General features: G+C 50.8%; 17 protein-coding genes. 10 read left to right on the forward strand and 7 right to left on the reverse strand.

Going from position 1 to position 21,774, the window contains the following annotated elements:
- Positions 1–35: 35 nt before the first annotated feature.
- The 3 genes from radA to KUA49_RS08220 all read left to right on the forward strand — a co-directional run bounded on the left by radA (position 36) and on the right by KUA49_RS08220 (position 3,461).
- A complete protein-coding gene (gene radA, locus KUA49_RS08210; protein ID WP_218412277.1) occupies positions 36–1,532 on the forward strand; it encodes a DNA repair protein RadA in 1,497 nt (498 codons plus the stop codon).
- A gap of 95 nt (positions 1,533–1,627) precedes the next feature.
- On the forward strand, positions 1,628–2,281 hold the full coding sequence (queC, locus tag KUA49_RS08215) for a 7-cyano-7-deazaguanine synthase QueC (protein ID WP_218412276.1): 654 nt from the start codon (positions 1,628–1,630) through the stop codon (positions 2,279–2,281).
- 70 nt (positions 2,282–2,351) lie between these two features.
- On the forward strand, positions 2,352–3,461 hold the full coding sequence (locus tag KUA49_RS08220; protein WP_218412275.1) for a TlpA family protein disulfide reductase: 1,110 nt from the start codon (positions 2,352–2,354) through the stop codon (positions 3,459–3,461).
- Between the two features lie 69 nt (positions 3,462–3,530).
- Here the strand turns inward: KUA49_RS08220 and KUA49_RS08225 are convergent, their stop codons facing one another.
- Positions 3,531–4,862 carry a transglycosylase SLT domain-containing protein gene (locus KUA49_RS08225; RefSeq protein ID WP_218412274.1) on the reverse strand — a complete coding sequence of 444 codons (1,332 nt, stop codon included), beginning with the start codon at positions 4,860–4,862 and terminating at the stop codon, positions 3,531–3,533.
- Positions 4,863–4,967: 105 nt separating this feature from the next.
- Here KUA49_RS08225 and hisG point away from each other — a divergent pair, with 105 nt between their 5' ends.
- From hisG to hisC, 3 genes are all read left to right on the forward strand, one after another.
- Entirely contained in the window at positions 4,968–5,819 is an 852-nt protein-coding gene (hisG, locus tag KUA49_RS08230) for an ATP phosphoribosyltransferase (RefSeq protein WP_218412273.1), read from the forward strand.
- An 85-nt stretch (positions 5,820–5,904) separates the two neighbouring features.
- Positions 5,905–7,188, forward strand: a complete 1,284-nt coding sequence (hisD, locus tag KUA49_RS08235; RefSeq protein WP_203040673.1) for a histidinol dehydrogenase — start codon at positions 5,905–5,907, stop codon at positions 7,186–7,188.
- Positions 7,189–7,197: 9 nt separating this feature from the next.
- Positions 7,198–8,232: a histidinol-phosphate transaminase gene (hisC, locus tag KUA49_RS08240; RefSeq protein ID WP_218412272.1), complete on the forward strand. Its 1,035-nt coding sequence runs from the start codon at positions 7,198–7,200 to the stop codon at positions 8,230–8,232.
- Positions 8,233–8,292: 60 nt separating this feature from the next.
- On the opposite strand, the gene KUA49_RS08245 is transcribed toward hisC, so the two are convergent.
- The 5 genes from KUA49_RS08245 to KUA49_RS08265 form a co-directional block, all read right to left on the reverse strand.
- Positions 8,293–10,602 carry a YgiQ family radical SAM protein gene (locus KUA49_RS08245; RefSeq protein WP_218412271.1) on the reverse strand — a complete coding sequence of 770 codons (2,310 nt, stop codon included), beginning with the start codon at positions 10,600–10,602 and terminating at the stop codon, positions 8,293–8,295.
- A 10-nt stretch (positions 10,603–10,612) separates the two neighbouring features.
- Positions 10,613–10,954, reverse strand: a complete 342-nt coding sequence (locus KUA49_RS08250) for a hypothetical protein (RefSeq protein ID WP_218412270.1) — start codon at positions 10,952–10,954, stop codon at positions 10,613–10,615.
- Positions 10,955–10,972: 18 nt separating this feature from the next.
- On the reverse strand, positions 10,973–13,717 hold the full coding sequence (locus tag KUA49_RS08255; RefSeq protein WP_318331686.1) for a fibronectin type III domain-containing protein: 2,745 nt from the start codon (positions 13,715–13,717) through the stop codon (positions 10,973–10,975).
- A gap of 160 nt (positions 13,718–13,877) precedes the next feature.
- Positions 13,878–14,435, reverse strand: coding sequence for a 1-acyl-sn-glycerol-3-phosphate acyltransferase (locus tag KUA49_RS08260; RefSeq protein ID WP_217762995.1), 558 nt, complete (start codon positions 14,433–14,435; stop codon positions 13,878–13,880).
- 76 nt (positions 14,436–14,511) lie between these two features.
- Complete coding sequence (locus KUA49_RS08265; RefSeq protein ID WP_203040678.1) at positions 14,512–14,781, reverse strand: hypothetical protein; 270 nt, start codon at positions 14,779–14,781, stop codon at positions 14,512–14,514.
- 195 nt (positions 14,782–14,976) lie between these two features.
- On the opposite strand from KUA49_RS08265, the gene KUA49_RS08270 reads away from it, so the two are divergent.
- Together KUA49_RS08270 and KUA49_RS08275 are read left to right on the forward strand one after the other, a co-directional pair.
- A complete protein-coding gene (locus tag KUA49_RS08270; RefSeq protein ID WP_218412269.1) occupies positions 14,977–16,626 on the forward strand; it encodes a diphosphate--fructose-6-phosphate 1-phosphotransferase in 1,650 nt (549 codons plus the stop codon).
- A 97-nt stretch (positions 16,627–16,723) separates the two neighbouring features.
- The gene (locus KUA49_RS08275; RefSeq protein ID WP_203049460.1) at positions 16,724–17,584 is read left to right on the forward strand and encodes a glycoside hydrolase family 25 protein; all 861 of its coding nucleotides are present in this window, start codon (positions 16,724–16,726) and stop codon (positions 17,582–17,584) included.
- A 46-nt stretch (positions 17,585–17,630) separates the two neighbouring features.
- Here KUA49_RS08275 and prmA read toward each other — a convergent pair whose 3' ends face one another.
- Positions 17,631–18,500, reverse strand: coding sequence for a 50S ribosomal protein L11 methyltransferase (gene prmA, locus KUA49_RS08280; RefSeq protein ID WP_218412268.1), 870 nt, complete (start codon positions 18,498–18,500; stop codon positions 17,631–17,633).
- A 292-nt stretch (positions 18,501–18,792) separates the two neighbouring features.
- Between prmA and KUA49_RS08285 the strand changes: the two genes are divergently transcribed.
- The gene (locus KUA49_RS08285; RefSeq protein WP_218412267.1) at positions 18,793–19,806 is read left to right on the forward strand and encodes a hypothetical protein; all 1,014 of its coding nucleotides are present in this window, start codon (positions 18,793–18,795) and stop codon (positions 19,804–19,806) included.
- 147 nt (positions 19,807–19,953) lie between these two features.
- Positions 19,954–21,585 carry an OmpP1/FadL family transporter gene (locus KUA49_RS08290; protein WP_218412266.1) on the forward strand — a complete coding sequence of 544 codons (1,632 nt, stop codon included), beginning with the start codon at positions 19,954–19,956 and terminating at the stop codon, positions 21,583–21,585.
- Positions 21,586–21,774: the final 189 nt, after the last annotated feature.

Here is a 21,774-nt window from a genome sequence, read left to right on the forward strand (position 1 = left end):
AAAAAAGCTGTACCTTTGCCGAAAATTTGCGAAAGATGGCTAAAGATAAAATTGCATACGTTTGCAGCAACTGCGGGCAGGAGAGTGCCAAATGGATTGGCAAATGCCCTAGCTGCGGACAATGGAATACGTTCAAGGAGATTAGAATAGCAGCCGATTCGGGGTCGCAGGCGGCTAAGAATGCCGGCATGACCATGAGGCATGGAGGTGCTGCCACCATGTTTGGAGGACAGCATTCGGATAGCGATGCCAAGCCGATGAAGTTGCGAGACATCTCCTCGATTGATGAACCTCGCATCGATATGATGGACGAGGAACTGAATCGTGTGCTGGGTGGCGGAATGGTACCCGGCAGCATCACCCTGCTGGGTGGAGAGCCGGGCATCGGAAAGAGTACGCTCACCCTGCAAACCATTCTGAACATGAGGAACAGAAGGGTGCTTTATGTAAGCGGTGAGGAGAGTGCCCATCAGATTAAGCTCCGTGCCGACAGATTGGCAAAGGGACAGGCGCTGATGAGGGCTTCGGTTGCTGCTTCGGCTGCTGGAGGTGCTTCGGCTGCTGGTGATGATTCTCCTGAAGCGGCTTTCGACCATATTACGATTCTCTGCGAAACGCAGTTGGAGAAAATATTCACTCATATTCAGCAAGTGGCTCCAGAACTGATAGTTATCGACTCTATCCAAACCATTGCTACAGAGGAAGTGGACAGCTCTCCAGGCTCTATATCGCAGGTGAGGGAATGTGCGGCGTCGCTCTTGCGGTTTGCCAAGACCAGTGGCATCCCTGTTATCCTGATAGGACATATTAATAAGGAGGGAACCCTGGCTGGACCGAAGATTCTGGAACATATCGTGGATACCGTCATCCAGTTTGAGGGCGACCAGCACTATATGTACCGCATCCTGCGAAGCATCAAAAACCGATTTGGAAGTACTTCGGAACTGGGTATCTACGAGATGCAGCAGGGAGGACTCCGACAGGTGAGCAACCCGTCGGAACTGCTCCTTACGGAAGATCACGACGGACTCTCGGGTGTTGCCATCAGTGCTGCCATCGAAGGCGTCCGCCCGTTCCTGGTAGAGACGCAGGCACTGGTGAGCACGGCGGCATACGGAACCCCGCAGCGTTCGGCAACGGGTTTCGACCAGCGCAGACTGAACATGCTCCTGGCCGTGATGGAGAAGCGAGTGGGCTTCAAACTGATGGCGAAGGACGTGTTCCTGAACATCGCGGGCGGACTGCGAGTAACCGACCCGGCGATGGACCTGAGTGTGCTGGCAGCCGTATTGAGCAGCAATGTGGATACTCCGATAGAACAGGGGTGGTGCATGTGTGGCGAGGTGGGACTGAGCGGCGAGGTTCGTCCGGTGAGCCGCATCGAGCAGCGCATCGCTGAGGCCGAGAAGCTGGGATTCCAGCACATCATCATTCCGAAATATAACAATCATGGTTTCGACCATAAGAAGTATCAGATAGAGATTCATCCCGTAAGGAAGGTGGAGGAGGCATTCCGCTGCCTGTTCGGGTAAGGAACTCACGCAGATTTCGCGGATTCCGCAGATTTTTGTGTATAGTCTGAATTTATAAATATAATCTGATTTTATAAATATTAAGTTCAAAGTAAATGAAGGATTCAGTAATTATTGTGAGCGGCGGTATGGATAGCATCACGCTGCTTTATGACAAGAAGGACGAGATAGCCCTGGGTATCAGTTTCAATTATGGCAGTAACCACAACGAGCGAGAGATTCCTTTCGCCAAGATGCATTGTGAGCGACTGGGCATCAAGCATATCACCATCGACCTGGGATTCATGCATCAGTATTTCAAGAGTTCTCTCCTGGAGGGTGCCGATGCCATCCCAGAGGGTCACTATGCCGACGACAATATGAAATCTACCGTGGTTCCTTTCCGTAACGGCATCATGCTCAGCATCGCCATCGGCATTGCCGAGAGCAACAACCTGAAGAAGGTGCTCATCGCCAACCATGGCGGCGACCACACCATCTATCCGGACTGTCGCCCTGAATTTATCAAGGCAATCGATGAGGCTGCCGAGGCTGGCACCTTCGTGGATGTTCGCGTGGTGGCTCCGTACACCAACATCACCAAGGGCGAGATTGCGGCGATAGGCAAGAAGCTCGGCATTGATTATGCCGAGACCTGGAGCTGCTACAAGGGTGGCGAGAAGCACTGCGGAAAGTGCGGCACCTGCGTGGAGCGCAAGGAAGCACTGGCTGCGGCGGGCATCGAGGATACCACGGAGTATGAAGAATAAAGAATGCCTTATATAATAAGGTATAGATAAAAGTAAATGTGGAAATATAAAAGATAAAACATAATTCAAAATGAAGAAAATGATTTTTACAGCTGCTATGATGCTGGCATCTGCAGCAGCGATGGCTCAGAGCGGAACCTTTCAGATCAAGGGTAACGTAGAGGGGTTGCCTGATTCTCTGGTAGCTATGATTGGAAGAAAGACGGAAAACATCGAGGTTAAGAAAAAGAAGTTTGTGTACTCCAAGAACTTTGATAAGCCTCAATGGGTTTATCTCTGTGACCAGAAGCTCATCAAGAGTGGAGTATTTAAAGCCTATCCAGTCTTTGCCATTCCGAGTGAGACTATTGAGATGAAGGGTAACTTCACTGGGGGTGTCGATATCAAGGGAGGTAAATTCTATCAGGAGCAGGATTTGATGAATGAGTATAGGGATCAGGCTTACAAGGATATCCAAGCGCTCTGGAAATGGTATTCTGGTAATGTGAATGATAGCAACCGCGATTCTATCAAAAAAGTTGTAGATGAGCGTATGGAACCTTTGCAGAAAAAGTATGCTGCCGACCTTCTTGCTTATGCCAAGCAGCATTCCGATCAGGAGTGTATCGCTCTTCTCATCGACGAGCTGGACGATGTCAAAGATAAGGAGACTTTGATCAGTCTGATGGCAGATAACGTCAAGAACGGTAGAATGAAGGCATACTATGAGCCAATTATTGAACGTGCCAAGAAGCAGGCTGAGATGGAGGAGAAGGCTAAGGTGGTTCAGGCTTCCGGTGTAGAGGCTCCTGACTTCACTCTGAATGACATCAATGGCAAGCCATTCAGCCTTTCAAGTTTGCGTGGCAAATATGTTGTCATCGACTTCTGGGGTTCCTGGTGTATCTGGTGTATCAAGGGTATGCCTAAGATGAAGGAGTACTACGAGAAGTATAAGGGCAAGTTCGAGATCCTGGGTGTTGACTGCAACGATACCGAGGCTAAGTGGAAGGCTGCCGTTGAGAAGCATCAGTTGCCATGGATTCACGTATATAATCCAAAGGGCAGCGATGTGCTCAGCAAGTATGCTATCCAGGGTTTCCCAACCAAGATTGTTGTGGGTCCTGACGGCAAGATTGTGAAGACTATCGTGGGTGAGGATCCTGCATTCTATACCTTGCTCGATGAAGTGTTGAAATAAATGTTTGGCAAATATTGCCCACCATATATAATAATAAAGGCTTCTGCGGATTCGCAGAAGCCTTTATTATTATATATGGTATTTCTTCTGATAATTTCTCTTTGATTTCACCGGTGCCCCATGAAAGGAGTCGGTTCCTCTTCCGATGTGCGGGCCACGGCTGCCGCCACGATAGCTCTCGTGGAAGCTGGCTCCACCGCAGTACTCGCTCCAGCGGGCACGGATTCTATCCACATAATCAGCCGTCTCGGTGCCTCGCATGTAACCGTATTTCACTGCCGGGTCACAATAATAGGCTGGTTGCGACAGTCGGAGCACATATTCCCTTACATCACCCCAATTGTGCGAGTTGCCACCGTGCTTCCGGGTCAGCGCCATCGCATCGCGGATATGATGGAAGCCGCCGTTGTAGGCAGCAAGGGCGAAGAGTACGCGCTGCCCTGGGTCGCCCACATCGCTGAAGTGGCCCTGCAGTTCTGCCATGTATCTCGCAGCCGCAGCCACATTAGCCTCGGCATCGTGGATGGCACTCATCGGCAAGCCCAGGTGCGAGGCGGTGGATGGCATAATCTGCATCAGTCCGCAGGCACCCGCCCACGATTTGGCATTCGCATCGAAGCAACTCTCCTGGTAACACTGAGCCGCCATCAGTCGCCAGTCCATGCGAGCCGTTCCGCTGTATCTCATGAAGAGATGGTCGTAGCGTGAGATGACACCCTTCGAACGGTTCAGGAACGGAGAATACACGTGGCGGCGGATGCTGGCTGTAGATAGCAGGAAGGATTCCTCCTTCTTCACCTCGGCTATCATCTTCGGCTTGAACCATCCGTTCAGGGTATCGGCAAGACTCTTGTTGCCGCCAATCACTGCCCACTGCGTCTTTCCGCTGTCGGGAGTAACGCCGCAGAATTGCAGGTCTGCTGCATGATTCCCATCAGGAAGAGTCTTTCCACCTTTTGATATATGGCGGGGCAGTGGCACGGCGATGATGTCGCCTTCTCCCTTCTGCAGTCTCTGAATCATCTCGGTGGTATCCTTGCATTCCTCCACCCTCAGCGATACGCCAATCTGCTGGGCAAACTTCTCGCAGAGCAGATACTGCAGACCCATGCCGTGGTTGTGATAATCATAATAGGTGGTAGGACCGTTCACGGTGAGCATGATGAGCTCGCCGTTCTCCTGGATATCTTCCAGCGAGAAACCCCGCTGCCGGTTTGCCTTTCCGTTGGCATCATCCAACCCATCTCCATCGGCGTTTCCATCTTCTTCAGAACCGTCGATGCCATCCACTTCGCCCACGGGAGTACCCCAGGGCGTGAGCTCTTGCTGCGGTTTCTTGTCAGCGCAACTTGAGAGCAAAAACAGTGAATATAATGCGTATAAATATAACTTTTTCCTCATTGCGACTGCAAAAGTACTAAAAAATTGAATATAAGTACGAAATTATTTGCATATTCTAACAATTTTATGTACTTTTGCAATGTTTTTCAAACAAAATACAGAAATATGTTACGAATAGCAGTACAAAGTAAGGGTCGTTTGTTCGACGACACAATGAATCTTTTAGCAGAGGCCGACATCAAGGTCAGCGCCTCAAAGCGCACCCTCTTGGTGCAGGCAAGTAATTTTCCTCTCGAAGTGCTTTACCTTCGCGATGACGATATCCCTCAGAGCGTTGCCTCTGGAGTAGCCGACATCGGTGTCGTAGGTGAGAACGAGTTCGTGGAGCGTGGCGAGAATGCCCAGATCATCGACCGGTTGGGCTTCAGCAAATGCCGCCTGAGCCTTGCCATCCCTAAGAAGATTGATTATCCGGGATTGCAGTGGTTTAATGGCAGGAAGATTGCCACTTCTTACCCTAACATCCTGCGCAATTTCATGAAGAAGAACAATATCAATGCCGATATCCACGTCATTACAGGTTCTGTGGAAATTAGTCCGGGCATCGGTCTGGCAGATGGTATCTTCGATATCGTCAGCTCTGGTTCTACATTGGTAAGCAACAATCTTGCCGAAGTGGAGGTTGTGATGAAGAGCGAGGCTTTGCTCATCGGCAACTGGAAGATGGATGAGGAGAAGCATCAGATTTTGAACGAGATGCTGTTCCGCTTCGAGGCAGTACGTTCTGCTCAGGACAAGAAGTACGTGATGATGAACGCCCCTAAGGCGAAGGTAGAGGAGATTACCCAGGTATTGCCAGGTATCAAGAGTCCTACCGTCATCCCATTGGCCGACGAGGAGTGGTGCTCTATACACACCGTTCTCGACGAGAAGCGTTTTTGGGAAATCATCGGTAAACTGAAGGAACTCGGTGCACAGGGCATCCTTGTAACACCAATCGAGAAGATGATATTGTAAGAAAGTTAGATATTAGGAGTAGCGACCAGCTTATGCGCAGGTCTAGTTCTTAATTATCCATTATAAATTATTAATTAAATTTGGAATGAAGGTAATAAAGTATCCTGCAAAGGAGGAATGGAGCGAGATAGTAAAACGCCCACACCTTGACGTGTCGCAGCTCAATGCTACCGTTCAGGGTGTACTCGACGATGTGAAGAACCATGGCGATGATGCCGTGAAGCGTTACGAGGAGAAGTTTGACCATGCCCATCTCGATTCTTTGGCTGTGACTGAGGCTGAAATCGATGAGGCTGAGCAACTGGTTTCTCAAGATCTGAAAGACGCTTTGCACCTCGCCCATCATAACATTGCCGCATTCCATCAGAGCCAGAAGTTTGAGGGCAGCAAGGTGGAGACCTGCGCTGGCGTAACCTGTTGGCAGAAGAGCGTGGCGATAGAGAAGGTGGGATTGTATATCCCGGGCGGAACGGCGCCTCTCTTCAGCACCGTATTGATGCTCGCTACCCCAGCCAAGATTGCAGGCTGCAGGGAAATCGTGCTCTGTACTCCTCCTAACAAGGAGGGAAAGGTGAATCCGGCTATCCTCATGGCGGCTAAGATTGCAGGCGTGAGCAAGATCTTCAAGGCGGGCGGCGTGCAGGCCATCGGTGCGATGGCTTACGGAACGGAGAGCGTGCCTAAGGTATATAAGATATTCGGACCGGGCAACCAGTTTGTCATGGCGGCAAAACAGCAGGTTTCCCTGCACGATGTGGCTATCGATATGCCGGCTGGACCATCAGAGGTTTGTCTTATTGCAGATGAAACTGCCAACCCTGTGTTTGCTGCTGCCGACTTGCTGTCGCAGGCTGAGCACGGCTTCGACTCGCAGGTGTTCTTCATCACTACCTCCGAAAAGGTTTTGGAAGCAGTGAAGAAGGAAGTGGAAGTGCAGTTGGAGCGATTGCCACGCAAGGAGATGGCGCAGACTTCGCTGGACAACTCCAAGTTCATCCTCGTTGAGAACGAAGAGGAGGCCATCGACCTTTGCAACACCTACGCCCCAGAGCATCTCATCATCGCAACTGCCGATTACGGGCAGCTTGCCGAGAAGGTGGTGAATGCGGGCAGCGTGTTCCTGGGCAACTATGCGTGCGAGAGTGCCGGCGACTATGCCAGCGGTACCAACCACACCCTTCCGACCCATGGCTATGCCTTGGCATATAATGGCGTGAACCTCGACAGTTATAATCGTAAGATCACCTTCCAGCATCTCACGGAAGAAGGTATTCGTAACATAGGCGATGCTGTGGTGACGATGGCGGAGAATGAACAGTTGGAGGCGCATGCAAATGCCATGAGATTGAGAGTTAATAGCCTAAAATAATTTAAAAGAATGAAAGATTTAAAAGACTTGTGCCGAGAAAACATCTGGAACTTGGCACCATACAGTTGCGCTCGCACGGAATTCGCTGGCAGAAATGCCCGTGTCTTCCTCGATGCCAACGAGAATCCATATAATGACCCGTACAACCGATACCCTGATCCGCTTCAGCTGGAACTGAAGAAGCAGGTGAGCAAGATCAAGGGGGTTCCGGAAGACCAGATTTTCCTGGGCAACGGTTCGGATGAGGCCATCGACCTGGTTTATCGTGTGTTCTGCCGTCCGGGCAAGGACAATGTGGTAGCGATTGCGCCTACATACGGAATGTATGAGGTGTGTGCCGATGTGAACGACGTGGAGTATCGCTCCGTGTTGCTCGACGAGAACTATCAGATTTCTGCCGAGAAAATCATCGATGCCTGCGACGAGAATACCAAGGTGGTTTGGTTCTGCAGTCCTAACAACCCTACGGGCAACCATATCAATCGCGAGGCGATAGTAGAGGTGCTCCGTCTGTTTGATGGCATCGTGGTGGTAGATGAGGCTTACAGCGATTTCTCTACCGAGCGAACTTTCCGTGGCGTGCTGAAGCATTTCCCTAACATGATTGTGCTCAATACGATGAGCAAGGCATGGGGTTGTGCGGCATTGCGTCTGGGTATGGCGTATGCGAGCAAGGAGATTATTGATATCTTCAATAAGGTGAAGTATCCTTATAATGTGAATCTGCTTACCCAGCAGCAGGCGCTTGAGGTTTTGAAGGCACCGCTGAAGAAGGATGAGTGGGTGAAGAACATCCTGCAGGAGCGTTCTAAGGTGATGACAGCCTTCTTGGATTTGCCTATCACCGTGAAGATTCATCCTACGGATGCCAACTTCTTCCTGGTTCAGGTGACGGATGCGCAGGCCATCTACGATTATCTGGTGGCTCAGGGCATCATCGTAAGAAACCGCAACAAGGTTCAACTTTGCGGCAACTGTCTGAGAATCACCATTGGTAACAAGACGGAGAACGCCGAGTTGCTTGGGGCGTTGAGACAATATTAATAAAAAATCGCCGTTTATCTCATGTTTGGGATAAACGGCGATTTTTTCATTTATTTCATCTTATCTTCTCCTGCCTCTTCCTTCATTTCTTCCCTGGTTACCACGACCACTGCCACGCTCGTTCCTGTCGCCGCTGTTGTAGCGGTTCTTGCGGTTGTGGTTGTTGTCATCGAAATTAGGGTTGAAACTCTTTTTCTTCTTGTCCTTGAAGAAGCCGGCACCCTGTTCTTTCTGATTTCTCAGTTCGGCTCTGGCTGCTGCCACGGCATCACGGATGTTGGCATTCGAAGGCTTACATGATTTTAGAGATTTTCCATTGTTCAGGTATTTCTCCTCATCATAGCAACCCACGTTGCCATATCCCTTTGGCGCAAAGCGGTCTTGTGCATTTCTGCCACGGCCTTTTTCGGCTTTTGGCTCTGCTGCATTTCTGCCAGCACCACGCTTGCCCTTGGCTCCTCTGCCCACGCCCGGATTATCGTAGGTAGAACCGATAGCCTTGTCGTCGTAATGGGTATTCTTACCCTTAAAGCCTCCGCCAAAGCTCTTCTTGTCGTATAGCTTATCTATCAAATCCGCTCTGCCTATGTGGCGAAGCTCGCTCTCTATGGCACGGCGCTCCTCTGGCTTGTACCAGAAGAAGAACATGCGCTGGGCCAGCTTCTCCTTCTGCGTCTTGGCACTGAACACAGGCTCCAGGGTGTATGGGTCGTATCCCGTGTACCAAGTCTCGGTGGAAATCGTCATTGGGGTAGGAGTGAAGTCCTGCACCTGCTCTAGATGGAAGTCCAAGCCCTTGGTAATTACCGCCAGCTCCGCCATATCCTCTTCATGACAGCCCGGATGCGAACTGATGAAGTATGGAATGATCTGCTGGTTGAGACCCTCTTCCTTGTTGATCTTGTCAAAGATGCGCTTGAACTCGTAGAACAGATCGAACGATGGCTTGCGCATGAACTTCAAGACCTCAGGACTGGTATGTTCCGGCGCCACCTTCAGTCTGCCGCTCACGTGCTTGGTAATCAGCTCGCGGGTGTATTCCCTTGCCGCCTGGTTCACCTTCTCGTCCTTGCTCTTGTGCAGCAGCAGGTCGTAGCGAACACCACTGCCTATGAAGCTCTTCTTGATTCCCGGCAGGGCATCCACGGCATGGTAAATCTCCAGCAGCTTGCTGTGGTCGGTATTGAGGTTCGGACAAATCTGCGGGTTCACGCACGATGGGCGCTTGCACACCTCGCACGCCTTCTGGTTCTTGCCATGCATGCCATACATGTTTGCCGAAGGACCGCCCAGATCGCTCAGATATCCCTTGAAATCAGGCATTTCTATGATTTTCTTCACCTCTTTCAAGATGCTCTCCTTGCTTCGGCAAACCACGAACTTGCCCTGGTGTGCCGAAATGGTACAGAATGAGCAGCCGCCAAAGCAGCCGCGATGCAGGTTCACGGAGAACTTGATCATCTCGTAAGCCGGAATAGTCTTGCCCTTGTACTTAGGATGAGGCAGACGGGTATAAGGCAGGTCGAAGGCAGCATCCAGTTCCTCGGTTGTCATCAGCGGGAATGGTGGATTCACCACCACATACTTGCCGTCGGTCTCCTGTATCATGCGCTGGGCATGCATCTTGTTGGCTTCCTCCTCCAGATGGCGCACGTTCTCAGCCTGTCCCTTCTTGTTGTGAAGGCACTCCTCATGACTGTGCAGGATGATGTCATCGTCCTTGAATCCGCCCGGAATGTCCTTCTCCTTGCAGTAGAAAGCCACCTGCGGCATCTCGTGAATCTGGTCCATGGTCTTGCCTTCGGCGAAGGCGTTGGCAAGTTCCACGATAGAGCGTTCGCCCATGCCGTAGAGGATGAGGTCGGCACCCGAATCGCAGAGGATGCACTTGCGCAGTTCATCCTTCCAGTAGTCGTAGTGGCTGATGCGGCGCAACGACGCCTCGATACCGCCCAGTGCCACAGGTACGTCGGGATAGAGTTTCTTCAGTATCTGGGTATAGACGATAGACGGATAGTCGGGGCGCATGTCGTGGCGGGAGTCGGGACTGAAGGCGTCCTCGCTGCGCATACGGCGGTTTGCCGTGTAGCGGTTTACCATCGAGTCCATGGCTCCCGGCGATACGCCGAAGAAGAGGCGAGGGCGACCCAGCTTCTTGAAGTCACGGAAGTCGCCATGCCAGTCGGGCTGGGGAACGATGGCCACGCGGTAGCCGTTCGCCTCCAGGATTCGTCCCAGGATGGCAGGTCCGAAGGATGGGTGGTCTACGTAGGCGTCGCCCGAGAAGAGGATGACATCCAGTTCGTCCCATCCCCTGAGTTCGCACTCCTTCTTGGTTGTTGGCAGGAAATCTGTTAACTTATATTCCATTCAAAATGCTTTAATCATTTACTGCATCTGGCTCTGCATCAGCAGATTCCTGTGCATCCTTCTTCTCCTTCCAATCCACGTAGAGCAATACGAGGTTGTGGAGTCCCAAAGCCTTCATGTTCTGGTTGTAGATCACGTCGAGGCAGAGGTCGAGCAATTCCTTGTCCTTGATGTCGCTGCTCTCCAGGAGGGCGCGTACATTGAACTTCAACTTGTCGAGCACTTCCTCGTCGATGATGCCGTTGCTATCTACGAGGTTGCGGAGCAACTGATACTTGTCAATAGTCTCTAAATGCTGGTCGCTCACTTCGATAGAGCGTGTGCCAGACTGGTTTGCTTGAATCTTATACATATAATTATTAATTTTAAATTATTCCGTCAGGAAATTGAGGATACCCAGCATGATGCTGTGGCGGGTCTTCTCATCGCTGATGCACTCCAGCGGGATGCCCATGGTGAAGGTGCGGTAGCTGCTACTCTTGTAGGCCACAGCCGCACTGGTGCCCGATAGGTATCGCATGGCGCAGAAGGCGGTGCTGCCCACCGGCTTGAGAATCTCGGGATGAGTGGCGGCATAGTGGCGGGCGTTCAGCTGATTGTAATAGCTGAATTCCTTGCCCAGTCCCTCAATGATAGGGTCGGTGCCTACGATGCTGTCTCGCTCGGTGATGGTGGAATCCTCGGGGTTGATGTCCTGAACGATGAATTTCGTGCCCGTTGGCTCGTAATGCACCTTCAGGATGTCGCTCATGAAATTCTGTTCCTCTTCCGTCTGCATGTCGCTGCCGTTGTAGGAACCGCTTACCAGCAGTCTGCCGCCGTTCAGCGCGTAATATCTGATGCGCTTCTGCAGGGTTGGGGTGAAGGTCTTGAAGTACTGATGGGTGTAGCCATCGTTGCGCTCCAGTCCGTTGATGAGGTCTACCACTTGATAGTCGGTCATCTTCACCTTGCCCGATGCGATGGCTTCGCTCGAACAGCTGGCGATGCTATATTTGTTGCTCGATGCGATGGCACGGGCATGTTCCTCGGTGTAGTTGAAGTCGTTGCCTGCCACAAACTGACCTGCCATCTCGTTGCCGCAATAGCCCAGTCCGCTGGTGGTTTCCAGCCCCATCTTGTTGATGTCGAACATCAGCTGCTTGCCGCTCCAGCCTGCCGTGAGCCCGTAGCTTACGCCCGGATCCTTGTCGAAGTCGAAGCCCTGGAAGGTGTCGTTATCCACCACCTGTGGCGAAGCCAGACGATGGAAATTGTTGACCACCAATACCTTTTGCGAGGCTGATGGATTGTAGAGGGCCGAGAGGGTTTCTGATGGGAAACTCTCGCCACCCTGGTTTACGGCTGCCACGCGGAAGTTGTAGAGCTTTCCCGGCTCCAGCTTCACGAAGTGCTGTGGCGAACGCACCAGGGTTCCGTTGTCGAATCCGCCGTTGCCCTCTGCCTTGTAAACGATGTAGCGGGTAGGCTTGGCGCTAGGCTCCAGCTTGTCCAGTTGCGGACTCCAGGTGAGTTTGGCGTATCCGAACTCATCTATCTCCACGCTGAAGTGGTTGGGCGCCAGTGGCTGCACCACATAATCCTCGCCGTGGTTGCTGTTCACGAATCTCAGGATGGTCTTGTAGATGGAGCGGGCGATGGTAAACTTGCCCATCGGATCCTGGGCGATGAGCATATCCGGGAAGCTCTGGTGAGAGAGCATTTCGAGGATAGCCGATGGCACTTCGGGCAGTCGAGTTTCCGAATAGTTGCGGTCCCAGAGGTATCGCTTGTTGAATGCACCAAAGGTTTGCGACATGTCTTCTACCAGGTTGTCACGCAATGCTTTAGCGAAATCCTTTGAAGTGAATCTCGAAACTCCGCTATTGAGCATCCCGTCGTTGAAATCGGTGGTGCAGATGGCGAGTGCGCCCCAGGTAGATTTGCCGTCGGGGTTGAAGCCTGCGTCGCTGTGCAGGGCGAGCGAGAGTTCTATCGGCACCTTCTTTCCGCTGAGGGCAGGCATGTATACGCTGCCTCCGCCCAGCCAGTTGGTCATCAGTGAACGGGTGTTGATGTCGTCAGCATAGTCGTTCTTGCCTTGTCTGCCGCCATAGACCTTGTAGGGAGCACCTGCCCACTGGGCGTAGTATCTGGCTCCCTCCAGGCATCGTGGCAGTCCGCTCACGTCGCCGCCGCGCTCTATGTTGCCCATGCCTCCGCCGAATCGTACGGCATCGGTGGTGACAACGCCTCTTTTGGAAGCCTGGTTGGTGCACACCACCCGGTTGAACTCGTTGCATCCCTTGTCGAAGTCGAAGGTTCCTAGATACACCCAGGTTCCGCCACCCATTCGCTGGTTCACGGTAAACTCGGTGGCCTGTCCCTTGTGGTACACGATGTATTTGGCATCGGGCACGCTCTTCGGCAGGGTCTGATAGCTTACGTATACGGCATATTTACCAGCCTCCTTGAATTTAGGCTGATAGCTGACGAGGCTATATTTCTTCTTTTTCTTAGTGGCTTTGGCTTGTCTTACTGTACCCATGGTGAATGGGTTTTCTCCATCGCTATACAGGGTTTTGGCATTGGCGAATCCCAGGGAGTCGCAATCCTTCCATTTCTTGGAGTTATCCACTTCGATGTAAGAGATGGATCTTCTGTCGTTGTTGTCGACGATGATTTCCTGTTGCTGCCAGTCGCGTTCACGAGGTGTGAAGACGATGGCTCCTGCATTCTGGAGCATGGGGATGAGATAGGGCACCACGATGGTCTGCGTAAAGAGGTCTTCGTTAGTGCAGAACAGGTTGGGGCGCTGCCATTTCCATCCGCGCTCCGCATCCCAATATCGTCCGTGAGAAGCCCACAATGAGAGGTGTCGGTTCTGCAAGCCGGCAGTCACGAAGTAGGGGCGGGAGCTGTTGAACACCCATGGGTCGTCATCGTATTCGATGTCTTCCCAGGCGTTGCTGTTGCCCTCGTCATATCGGTTTGCATTTTTGGCGGCAGCCTTTGCAGCGGCAGTTTTCGCCTTTTTGGGCGAGACTTTTGCAGCGGCATCAGCTTGGATTCCTGCTCCAGCCGGAATAAGCAAACTGCTTATCAGACAATATTTTATAATTCTGTTTTGTTTCACTTTCTTAAATCATATTTTAAAGCTTTTGCCCTTACAGGGCGCATTGCTAATCGCCGATTAAACCCAGGGCGCTGCCCTGGGCTAGGAGCTTCTGCCCTTTCAGGGCGTATTGCTAATCGCCAGCTGGATCCAGAGCTTTTGCCCTTTCAGGGCGATTCCATCAGTCGATATTTCCAATTGTGAACTTCTCGGGTTTCTTTCCTTTGAAATCCTTGAAGTAGAGCTTGATTTCCTTCATGTCCTTCTCCACATCTCCCGAAGGGATGATGACCTTGGTACACTGGATGAGCTTCTTCTCGTAATCCACACCGTAGAGGAGGATAGGGATGCCAGCCTTCAGGGCAATGAAGTAGAAACCCTTCTTCCATTCCGGATTGAGCGAACGGGTGCCCTCTGGCGTGATGCAGAGGCCGAAGGTATCTCGCTTGCGGGCAGTCTCGGCAAGATTGTCGGTCATGCTCGTATGCTTGCTTCTCCATACCGGCACACCGCCCAGCTTCCTGAAGATGGGACCCAGCGGCCAGAAGAACCACTCCTTCTTCATCAGGAAGTTGCTCTTGATGCCCTCAGCTCTGGAGAAGAGCAGGCCTATGATGAAATCCCAGTTGCTGGTGTGGGGAGCCAGGCAAATAATAAACTTCTTGGGATGGCCTACGGTTATATCCTTCTTCCATCCCAAGTGTTTGTATAATACCCACTGACAAATGTCTTTTATCATTCCTTATCGTTTGTTCTATATATATAAAATAGGTGTATCTGCTAAAATCCTGTTATCCCAGGCTCAGCAATCCTCTTTATCCCAAGGTAGCAATCTGGTCGATAATCTCGCTCACCTGCTTGTTGAAGTCCTTGGTCAGGTTCTTGTAGTAATCACCCGCCTTGATGCCCGGCTCAGGATGAGACACTCTCTTGATGAAATCATCGTTCACCATGACGATGGAAGAAAGGATTCCATCAACGTCGGCCTGCTGTGTGCCGTTGTACAAAGACGCTGCTACAGTCTCAGCGAAAAGCTCGCTGGTGATGTAGTTGATTGTTCGTTTTAAATCTCTTTTGTTAGCCATAATTCTTTTCTCTAAATTAATAATTGGTTGAAAACAATGCTCAAAGATAATAAAAATCTCTGGAAAAGCAATAGAAAATCAAAAAAAATATCTTAATTAACGCATTTTTAGCATTTTTCTTTCCGTATCTCGTAGAAAAACCTTAAATTTGCAGTGTTTTTGAAGTTTCAACTAATTAAAATATAAAAAGGAATTATGGAAAAAAGTGCATTGCAGATTGCAAGAGCGGCTTATCAGCCAAAGTTGCCAAAGGCTCTTCAGGGTCCAGTAAAGGCTGTTGAAGGTGAGGCAACACAGTCAGTAGGTAACCAGGATGAAATCAAGGCGTTGTTCCCTAACACTTACGGAATGCCTGTCATTACTTTCGAGGCTGGCGAGGCTAAGGAACTCCCTGCTTTCAACGTAGGTGTTATCCTCTCTGGCGGTCAGGCTCCTGGCGGTCACAACGTTATCTCTGGTCTCTTCGACGGCGTGAAGTCTCTCAACCCAGCTAACAAGCTCTATGGCTTCATCCTCGGTCCTGGTGGTCTCGTAGATCACAAGTATATGGAGATTACTTCTGAGATCATGGACGAGTACCGCAACACTGGTGGTTTCGATATCATCGGTTCTGGCCGTACCAAGCTGGAGAAGGAAGACCAGTTTGAGAAGGGTATCGAGATTCTCCGTGAACTCGGCATCAAGGCGCTCGTTATCATCGGTGGTGACGACTCTAACACCAACGCTTGCGTTCTCGCTGAGTACTATGCTGCCAAGAAGTATGGCGTTCAGGTAATCGGTTGCCCTAAGACTATCGACGGTGACTTGAAGAACGAGCAGATTGAGACATCTTTCGGTTTCGATACAGCCTGCAAGACTTACTCTGAGCTCATCGGTAACATCGAGCGCGACTGTAACTCTGCACGCAAGTACTGGCACTTCATCAAGTTGATGGGTCGTTCAGCTTCTCACATCGCTCTTGAGTGCGCTCTCCAGACCCAGCCAAACATCTGCTTGATTTCTGAGGAGGTAGAGGCTAAGGAGATGTCTTTGGATGACGTTGTAACATACATCGCTACAGCCGTAGCTAACCGTGCTGCTGAGGGCAACAACTTCGGTACTGTTCTCATCCCAGAGGGCTTGATCGAGTTCATCCCAGCTATCAAGAAGCTCATCGCAGAGTTGAACGAGGTTCTTACAGACCCTGCAACAGGCGAGAGCCGTGAGTTTGCCAGCGCTGAGGAGCAGATTGCTTTCGTTAAGGGCGCCATCGCTAAGGACAACCTCGCTGTATTGGAGTCATTGCCAGCAGACGTAGCTCGCCAGCTTTGCCTCGACCGTGACCCTCACGGAAACGTACAGGTATCTCTCATCGAGACAGAGAAGTTGCTCTCTCGCATGGTAGCTGAGAAGTTGGCTGCTTGGAAGAAGGAAGGCAAGTACGTAGGTAAGTTCTCTGCTCAGCACCACTTCTTCGGTTACGAGGGACGTTGCGCAGCTCCTTCTAACTACGATGCTGACTACTGCTACTCACTCGGTTTCAACGCTTCTCGCCTCATCGCTAACGGCAAGACCGGTTACATGTCAATCATCAAGAACACAACAGCTCCTGCTGCTGAGTGGATTGCCGGTGGTGTGCCTATCACTATGATGATGAACATCGAGCGTCGTAACGGTGCTAACAAGCCAGTTATCCGCAAGGCTCTCGTAGAGCTCGACGGTGCTCCATTCAAGTTCTTCGCTTCTAAGCGTGAGCAGTGGGCTAAGGAGACAGCTTATGTATATCCAGGTCCTATCCAGTACTGGGGTCCATCTGAGGTTTGCGATCAGACCACAAAGACTCTCCAGTTGGAGCAGGCCAAGTAATATACGATATATAAGTATATTATATAAGTAATATAAAAATACTCATATATTTTATATGTCAACAAGACGAACGGCTTCTACACAGAAAAAGGGGACTATGGCGAGGAAGAGTACATCTGCTCGGCGTGGTGGCTCTCGTGGCAGAAGGCGTTCGTCTTCTGTTTTCAGACGCTATCCCCGCTGGGCTTGGTGGATAGGCGGAACGGCAGTAGTCGTTCTCTACGTCTTCCTGTTTTATCATTTCTTCGTCAGTCCTACGGGATTCCGCTGGCGTGCGCTCTATGGCGACGAGGTTTATCCCGAGGGTTATGAGATTCATGGCATCGACATCTCCCATTATCAGGGTGAGATTGATTGGGAGCGCTTGAAGGGTGCGATGATCAAGGGATGCCCTGTGCGCTTTGTCATCATCAAGAGCACCGAGGGTTCCAGCCGACTGGACGAGAATTTCCGGTCTAATTTCAACCAGGCGCGTGATTTCGGATTCATCCGTGGCGTATATCATTTCTGGAGCAACAAATCTTCTGCCCGCGACCAGGCGTATTATTTCCTGGATCAGGTGCATCTTACGGATGGCGACCTGCCTCCGGTGCTCGACATCGAGCATAAGCCTGATGACAAGAGTGTGGAAGATTTCCAGCGTGATGTGCTTACGTGGCTGCATATCGTGGAGGATAGGTATCATGTGAAACCTATCATCTACACCTATTATAAGTTTAAGGAGCAATACCTGAGTGCGCCTGTTTTCGATGACTATCCTTACTGGATAGCCCACTATTACGTGGATAAGGTGCAATACAAGGGCAAGTGGAAGTTCTGGCAGCATACCGATGCCGGAAAGCTGCCTGGCATCAAGGGCTACGTGGATTTCGACATCTACAACGGCAGCTATTACGACCTGAAACAGCTCTGCATCGGAAGCAACAAGAGCGAAAAGGTATTTGATGAGAACGAATAAAGGCTGATTTCCCGTAAATCCGGAAAATCAGCCTTTATTCGTTTTTTTATCCCAGCACCAGGCAGGTCCAGTTGTTATCCACCTGTCTCGTTACTTCGTGCAGTCCCAGTTCTGCCGCCTTTTCCAGCAGCACCGGCACATCTTCCTCGTAGAAACCGCTCAGGATCAGGGTTCCGCCGATGTTCATCACGCTGCGGAAGAGGCGCATGTCGCTGAGCAGGATGTTGCGGTTGATGTTCGCCATCACCACATCGAAAACGCCGCTCACGTGGTTCAGCACATTGCAGTTGCCGAAGAGCACCTCCATGTTGTCTACGCCGTTCAGCACGGCATTGTGCTTGGCGTTCTCCACGCTCCATTCGTCGATGTCGTAGCCCACCACTTCCTTGGCACCCAGTTTGGAGGCGGTGAGTCCCAGAATGCCCGTTCCCGTGCCGCAATCCAGCACTCGCTTGGTCTTCACCGGCATCTGCAGCAGTTGCGAGATGATCATGCGGGTGGTTTCGTGGTTGCCGGTTCCGAAGGCAAGTTTCGCTTCGATGCCTATCTCGATGATGTCGGGGCGGTTGCTGGTGTCGGGGTAGAGCTCAGGATGCTTGGCGTCGTAGATGACCACCTGGTCGGCTACGAAGATAGGGGCGAAGCCCTGCTCCTCCCATTCCTGGTTCCAGTCCTTGTCCTCGGCATCCTTGATGTCGTAGGTGATGCGGGTATCCATGATAGGGAAGTCGGCGATGTATTCGTCCAGTGCCTCCTTGTCAAAGAGGTCCTTCTGCACGTAAGCCTCCATGCCCGTTTCCGTTTCCTCGAAAGATTCGAATCCTGCCTCGGCAGCTCCGTCGGCAAGCAGGTCCTGGCAGGCTTGCATCAAGTCGGCAGTGGTCTCGATGTTGAATGTCGCTACTAAATATTTCATGTTTAATATGTATTAATTTCTTGTCATAAAACGCCTTTGAATGTTCAAAAAAGCTAGAATTATTTTAAATCTTCTGCAAAATTATAAAAAAATAGGGGAAAACCTACATTATTTTAGGGAAATTCTGTATTTTTGCATAAAGATAAGCAATATTTTTGCACTAGAATTATTATATAGATAGAAAAAGGCTGTTTTTCAGCCCTCACTTGCATATATAATTCAGCAGATGATTCACGGATATGCAGGCCGTGATGATTCGGGAAACGAAACTAAAGAATAGGAGAAATATACGATGAAGAAAATGTATCTTCTGGCAGTCCTGATGGCAGCAGCCATGCCATTGACTTCGATGGCGCAGGACGACGACCTCTACTTCAACCCGAAGAAAGAGGCGAAGGAAAAAGCTGAGAAGCGAGCACGCCTCCAGCAGCAGTATGCTGCGCAGCGTGCATTTAGAGATAGCATCTACTCACTCTATTGGAGTGGGAGCGGGCGTGATGTGGATGAGTATAACCGTGGCGGACGCATCTTCAGTCATTTTGAGCATGTGGGCACCGATTCGCTGGGCAACGACATCATCCAGTTTCATGTGGGCAAGGGGGTAAGACCCGACAGCATCTATGATGATGCGTATTTTGCCCAGAAATACATCAACCAGGATGAGGATTTCGACTACACCCGCCGCATGAGCCGCTGGGATGGCTATTATGATCCGTGGTTCTACGGCTACTATGGCTATGGTCCGTACTACTGGCGTTCGCGCATGTGGGGATGGCACAATCCTTGGCGCTACGGCTACTATGCGGGCTGGTATGACCCATGGTTCGACCCATGGTATGATCCTTGGTATTATGGCTATGCCGGATGGTATGGTGGCTGGTATGACCCATGGTATTACGGCTGGGGCGGCTGGTATGGTCCTTGGTACTGGGGTGGTCCGATGATAGGGCATGTAAGCTATGGCGGTTTTGCCGGCGGCAAGAGATATAACAATCCGGGTCGCATTGATGCTTCTCATGGATATGTTTATGGCGGATCCCAGGGCAACAGGAATACCTATACCCGCAGAAGCGGTTCCAACCGCAGTTTCGGTCAGCGCCGTGACAACAATGGCTTCAACAATAATTCCAATTTCGGAACGCGCAGTAATTCCGGCTTCGGCAACAGCGGCAGCTTTGGTAATGGCGGCAGCTTCAGTGGCGGCAGCGTAGGCGGAGGTGGCAGCTTCGGTGGTGGCCATTCCGGTGGTGGCAGCTTTGGAGGCGGCGGTCGCTCTGGTGGCGGCAGCTTCGGAGGTCGCCGATAAATACGCCCTGAAAGGATTTGCCATTTGCCAGCACGCCCTGAAAGGGCAGAAGCTCCTAGCCCAGGGCATCGCCCTGGGTTATAGTGGTTTTTATGAATACGCCCTGAAAGGGCAAAAGCTTTATAAACAATTAAAATTAGAAATAATATGAATCATTTGAAACATATACTTTTTGCCAGTGCGCTCGTGGCTTCCATGAGTGCCGCTGCGCAGGAAACCTATCAGGATACCAAGTTGGCTGCCAGCCAACTCACGGGTACCGCCCGCTATGTAGGTATGGGTGGAGCGATGGAGGCCTTGGGTGCCGACATCTCCACCATCAGCACCAACCCAGCCGGTGTGGGTCTTTTCCGCAAGAATCAGATTTCCCTCTCTGCTGGCGTCATCGCCCAGAGCGGTGCAGACAACAGTGTTTCCCTTGGCTATTCTACCATAGATATCAAGGGCAAGAAGAGTCATCCAACCTTCGACCAGGTAGGCATCGTCTGGTCTACGAAGATGAGAAACTCCAGTGCGCTCAATCTCGCATTCAATTATCATAAGAGTACCGACTTCGGACAGCTCCTCAACGCAGCCAATACGCTCACGAAGGCTTCGCAGAACAAGTTGACTGCAGCCAAGCATGCCGAGGGTGTTGATGGATGGAGTGCCGTAGATGCAAACTTTGGCGGTTACAAGGATAATGCAGGCAATTATCAGAATGGTCTGCTCAATGTCACTTCCGATGGTGCCCTGGCTTTCGCCGACGCCCAGTCTTATCTCTTCGGACAGTATCAGCATGGCTACATCGGCAGCTACGATTTCAATATCAGCGGTTCTATCGGCAATAGAGTATGGCTCGGTCTTACCATCGGTTTGCATGATGTTCATTACAACAGTAATTCCCTCTATGCAGAGAATCTGGTGGATGGCAACTATAGCGATTCCTACGAGGAGATCAAGATTACGGGTACGGGTTATGACGTGAAGGCAGGAGTCATCTTCCGTCCGGTAGAGGAGTCTCCTTTCCGCATCGGTGCCTACGTCAATTCTCCTGTGTTCTACGATCTCTCGCTCAGCGCAGCCCACGATCTGAGTATGTATGGCGGTGAAGCACCAGCTACTTTCCAGGATAAGGATGCAGCCGGCAATATCGTCAATGTGCCTTGCTACACAAAGGGTGATAAGGGACAGACTGTGGATTACGACTTCCGCTTGAACACTCCTTGGAAGGTGGGTGTCAGCATGGGTCATACCGTGGGCAACTATCTTGCCCTGGGTGCTACCTACGAGTATGCCTGGTACGACCACATGGACAACCGCGTGAAGGATGGCGGCTACTACGATTACTACTGGGGCGATTATTACGAGACCAGCAGCAGCGATGATGTGATGAATGCTGATACCCGTGCCAACCTGAAGGGCGTAAGCACCTTGAAGGTGGGAGCGGAATTCAAGCCAACCTCCATGCTTTCTCTGCGCCTGGGTTACAACTATGTATCGCCGATGTTCAGAGAGAATGCCTATCGTGATCAGTCGATTGGCAGCAATGGAGTAGATATCGCTACTTCTACAGATTATACCAACTGGAAGGCGATGAATCGCATTACCTGCGGTGTGGGTTTCAACTACGAGAATCTGAATATTGATGTAGCTTATCAGTATACTACCCAGAAGGGCGATTTCTATCCGTTTATGAGCTATGTGAATAAGAATGAAGCGTTGAGCAATATCCCAACTTCGTGCAAAGTGGATAACAATCGCCATCAATTGCTGATGACTGTGGGGTATAAGTTTTAAAATGTATTAATATACGCCACTTTCTTTTAAAAAAGTTTAGAGAATTTGGTGGATTCAAATAAATTGAATAACTTTGCAAGTGGATTTCAGTCTATGATGGATCATAGGCATCGTTAAGCGTTAAAGAGGTGGCGTCCTCTTTGTTGTTTTGTAAGTCTAGGAGATTTTCCCTCTAGGGAAAAAAAGATA

The organism is Segatella copri, assembly GCF_019249655.2.
Lineage (GTDB): Bacteria > Bacteroidota > Bacteroidia > Bacteroidales > Bacteroidaceae > Prevotella.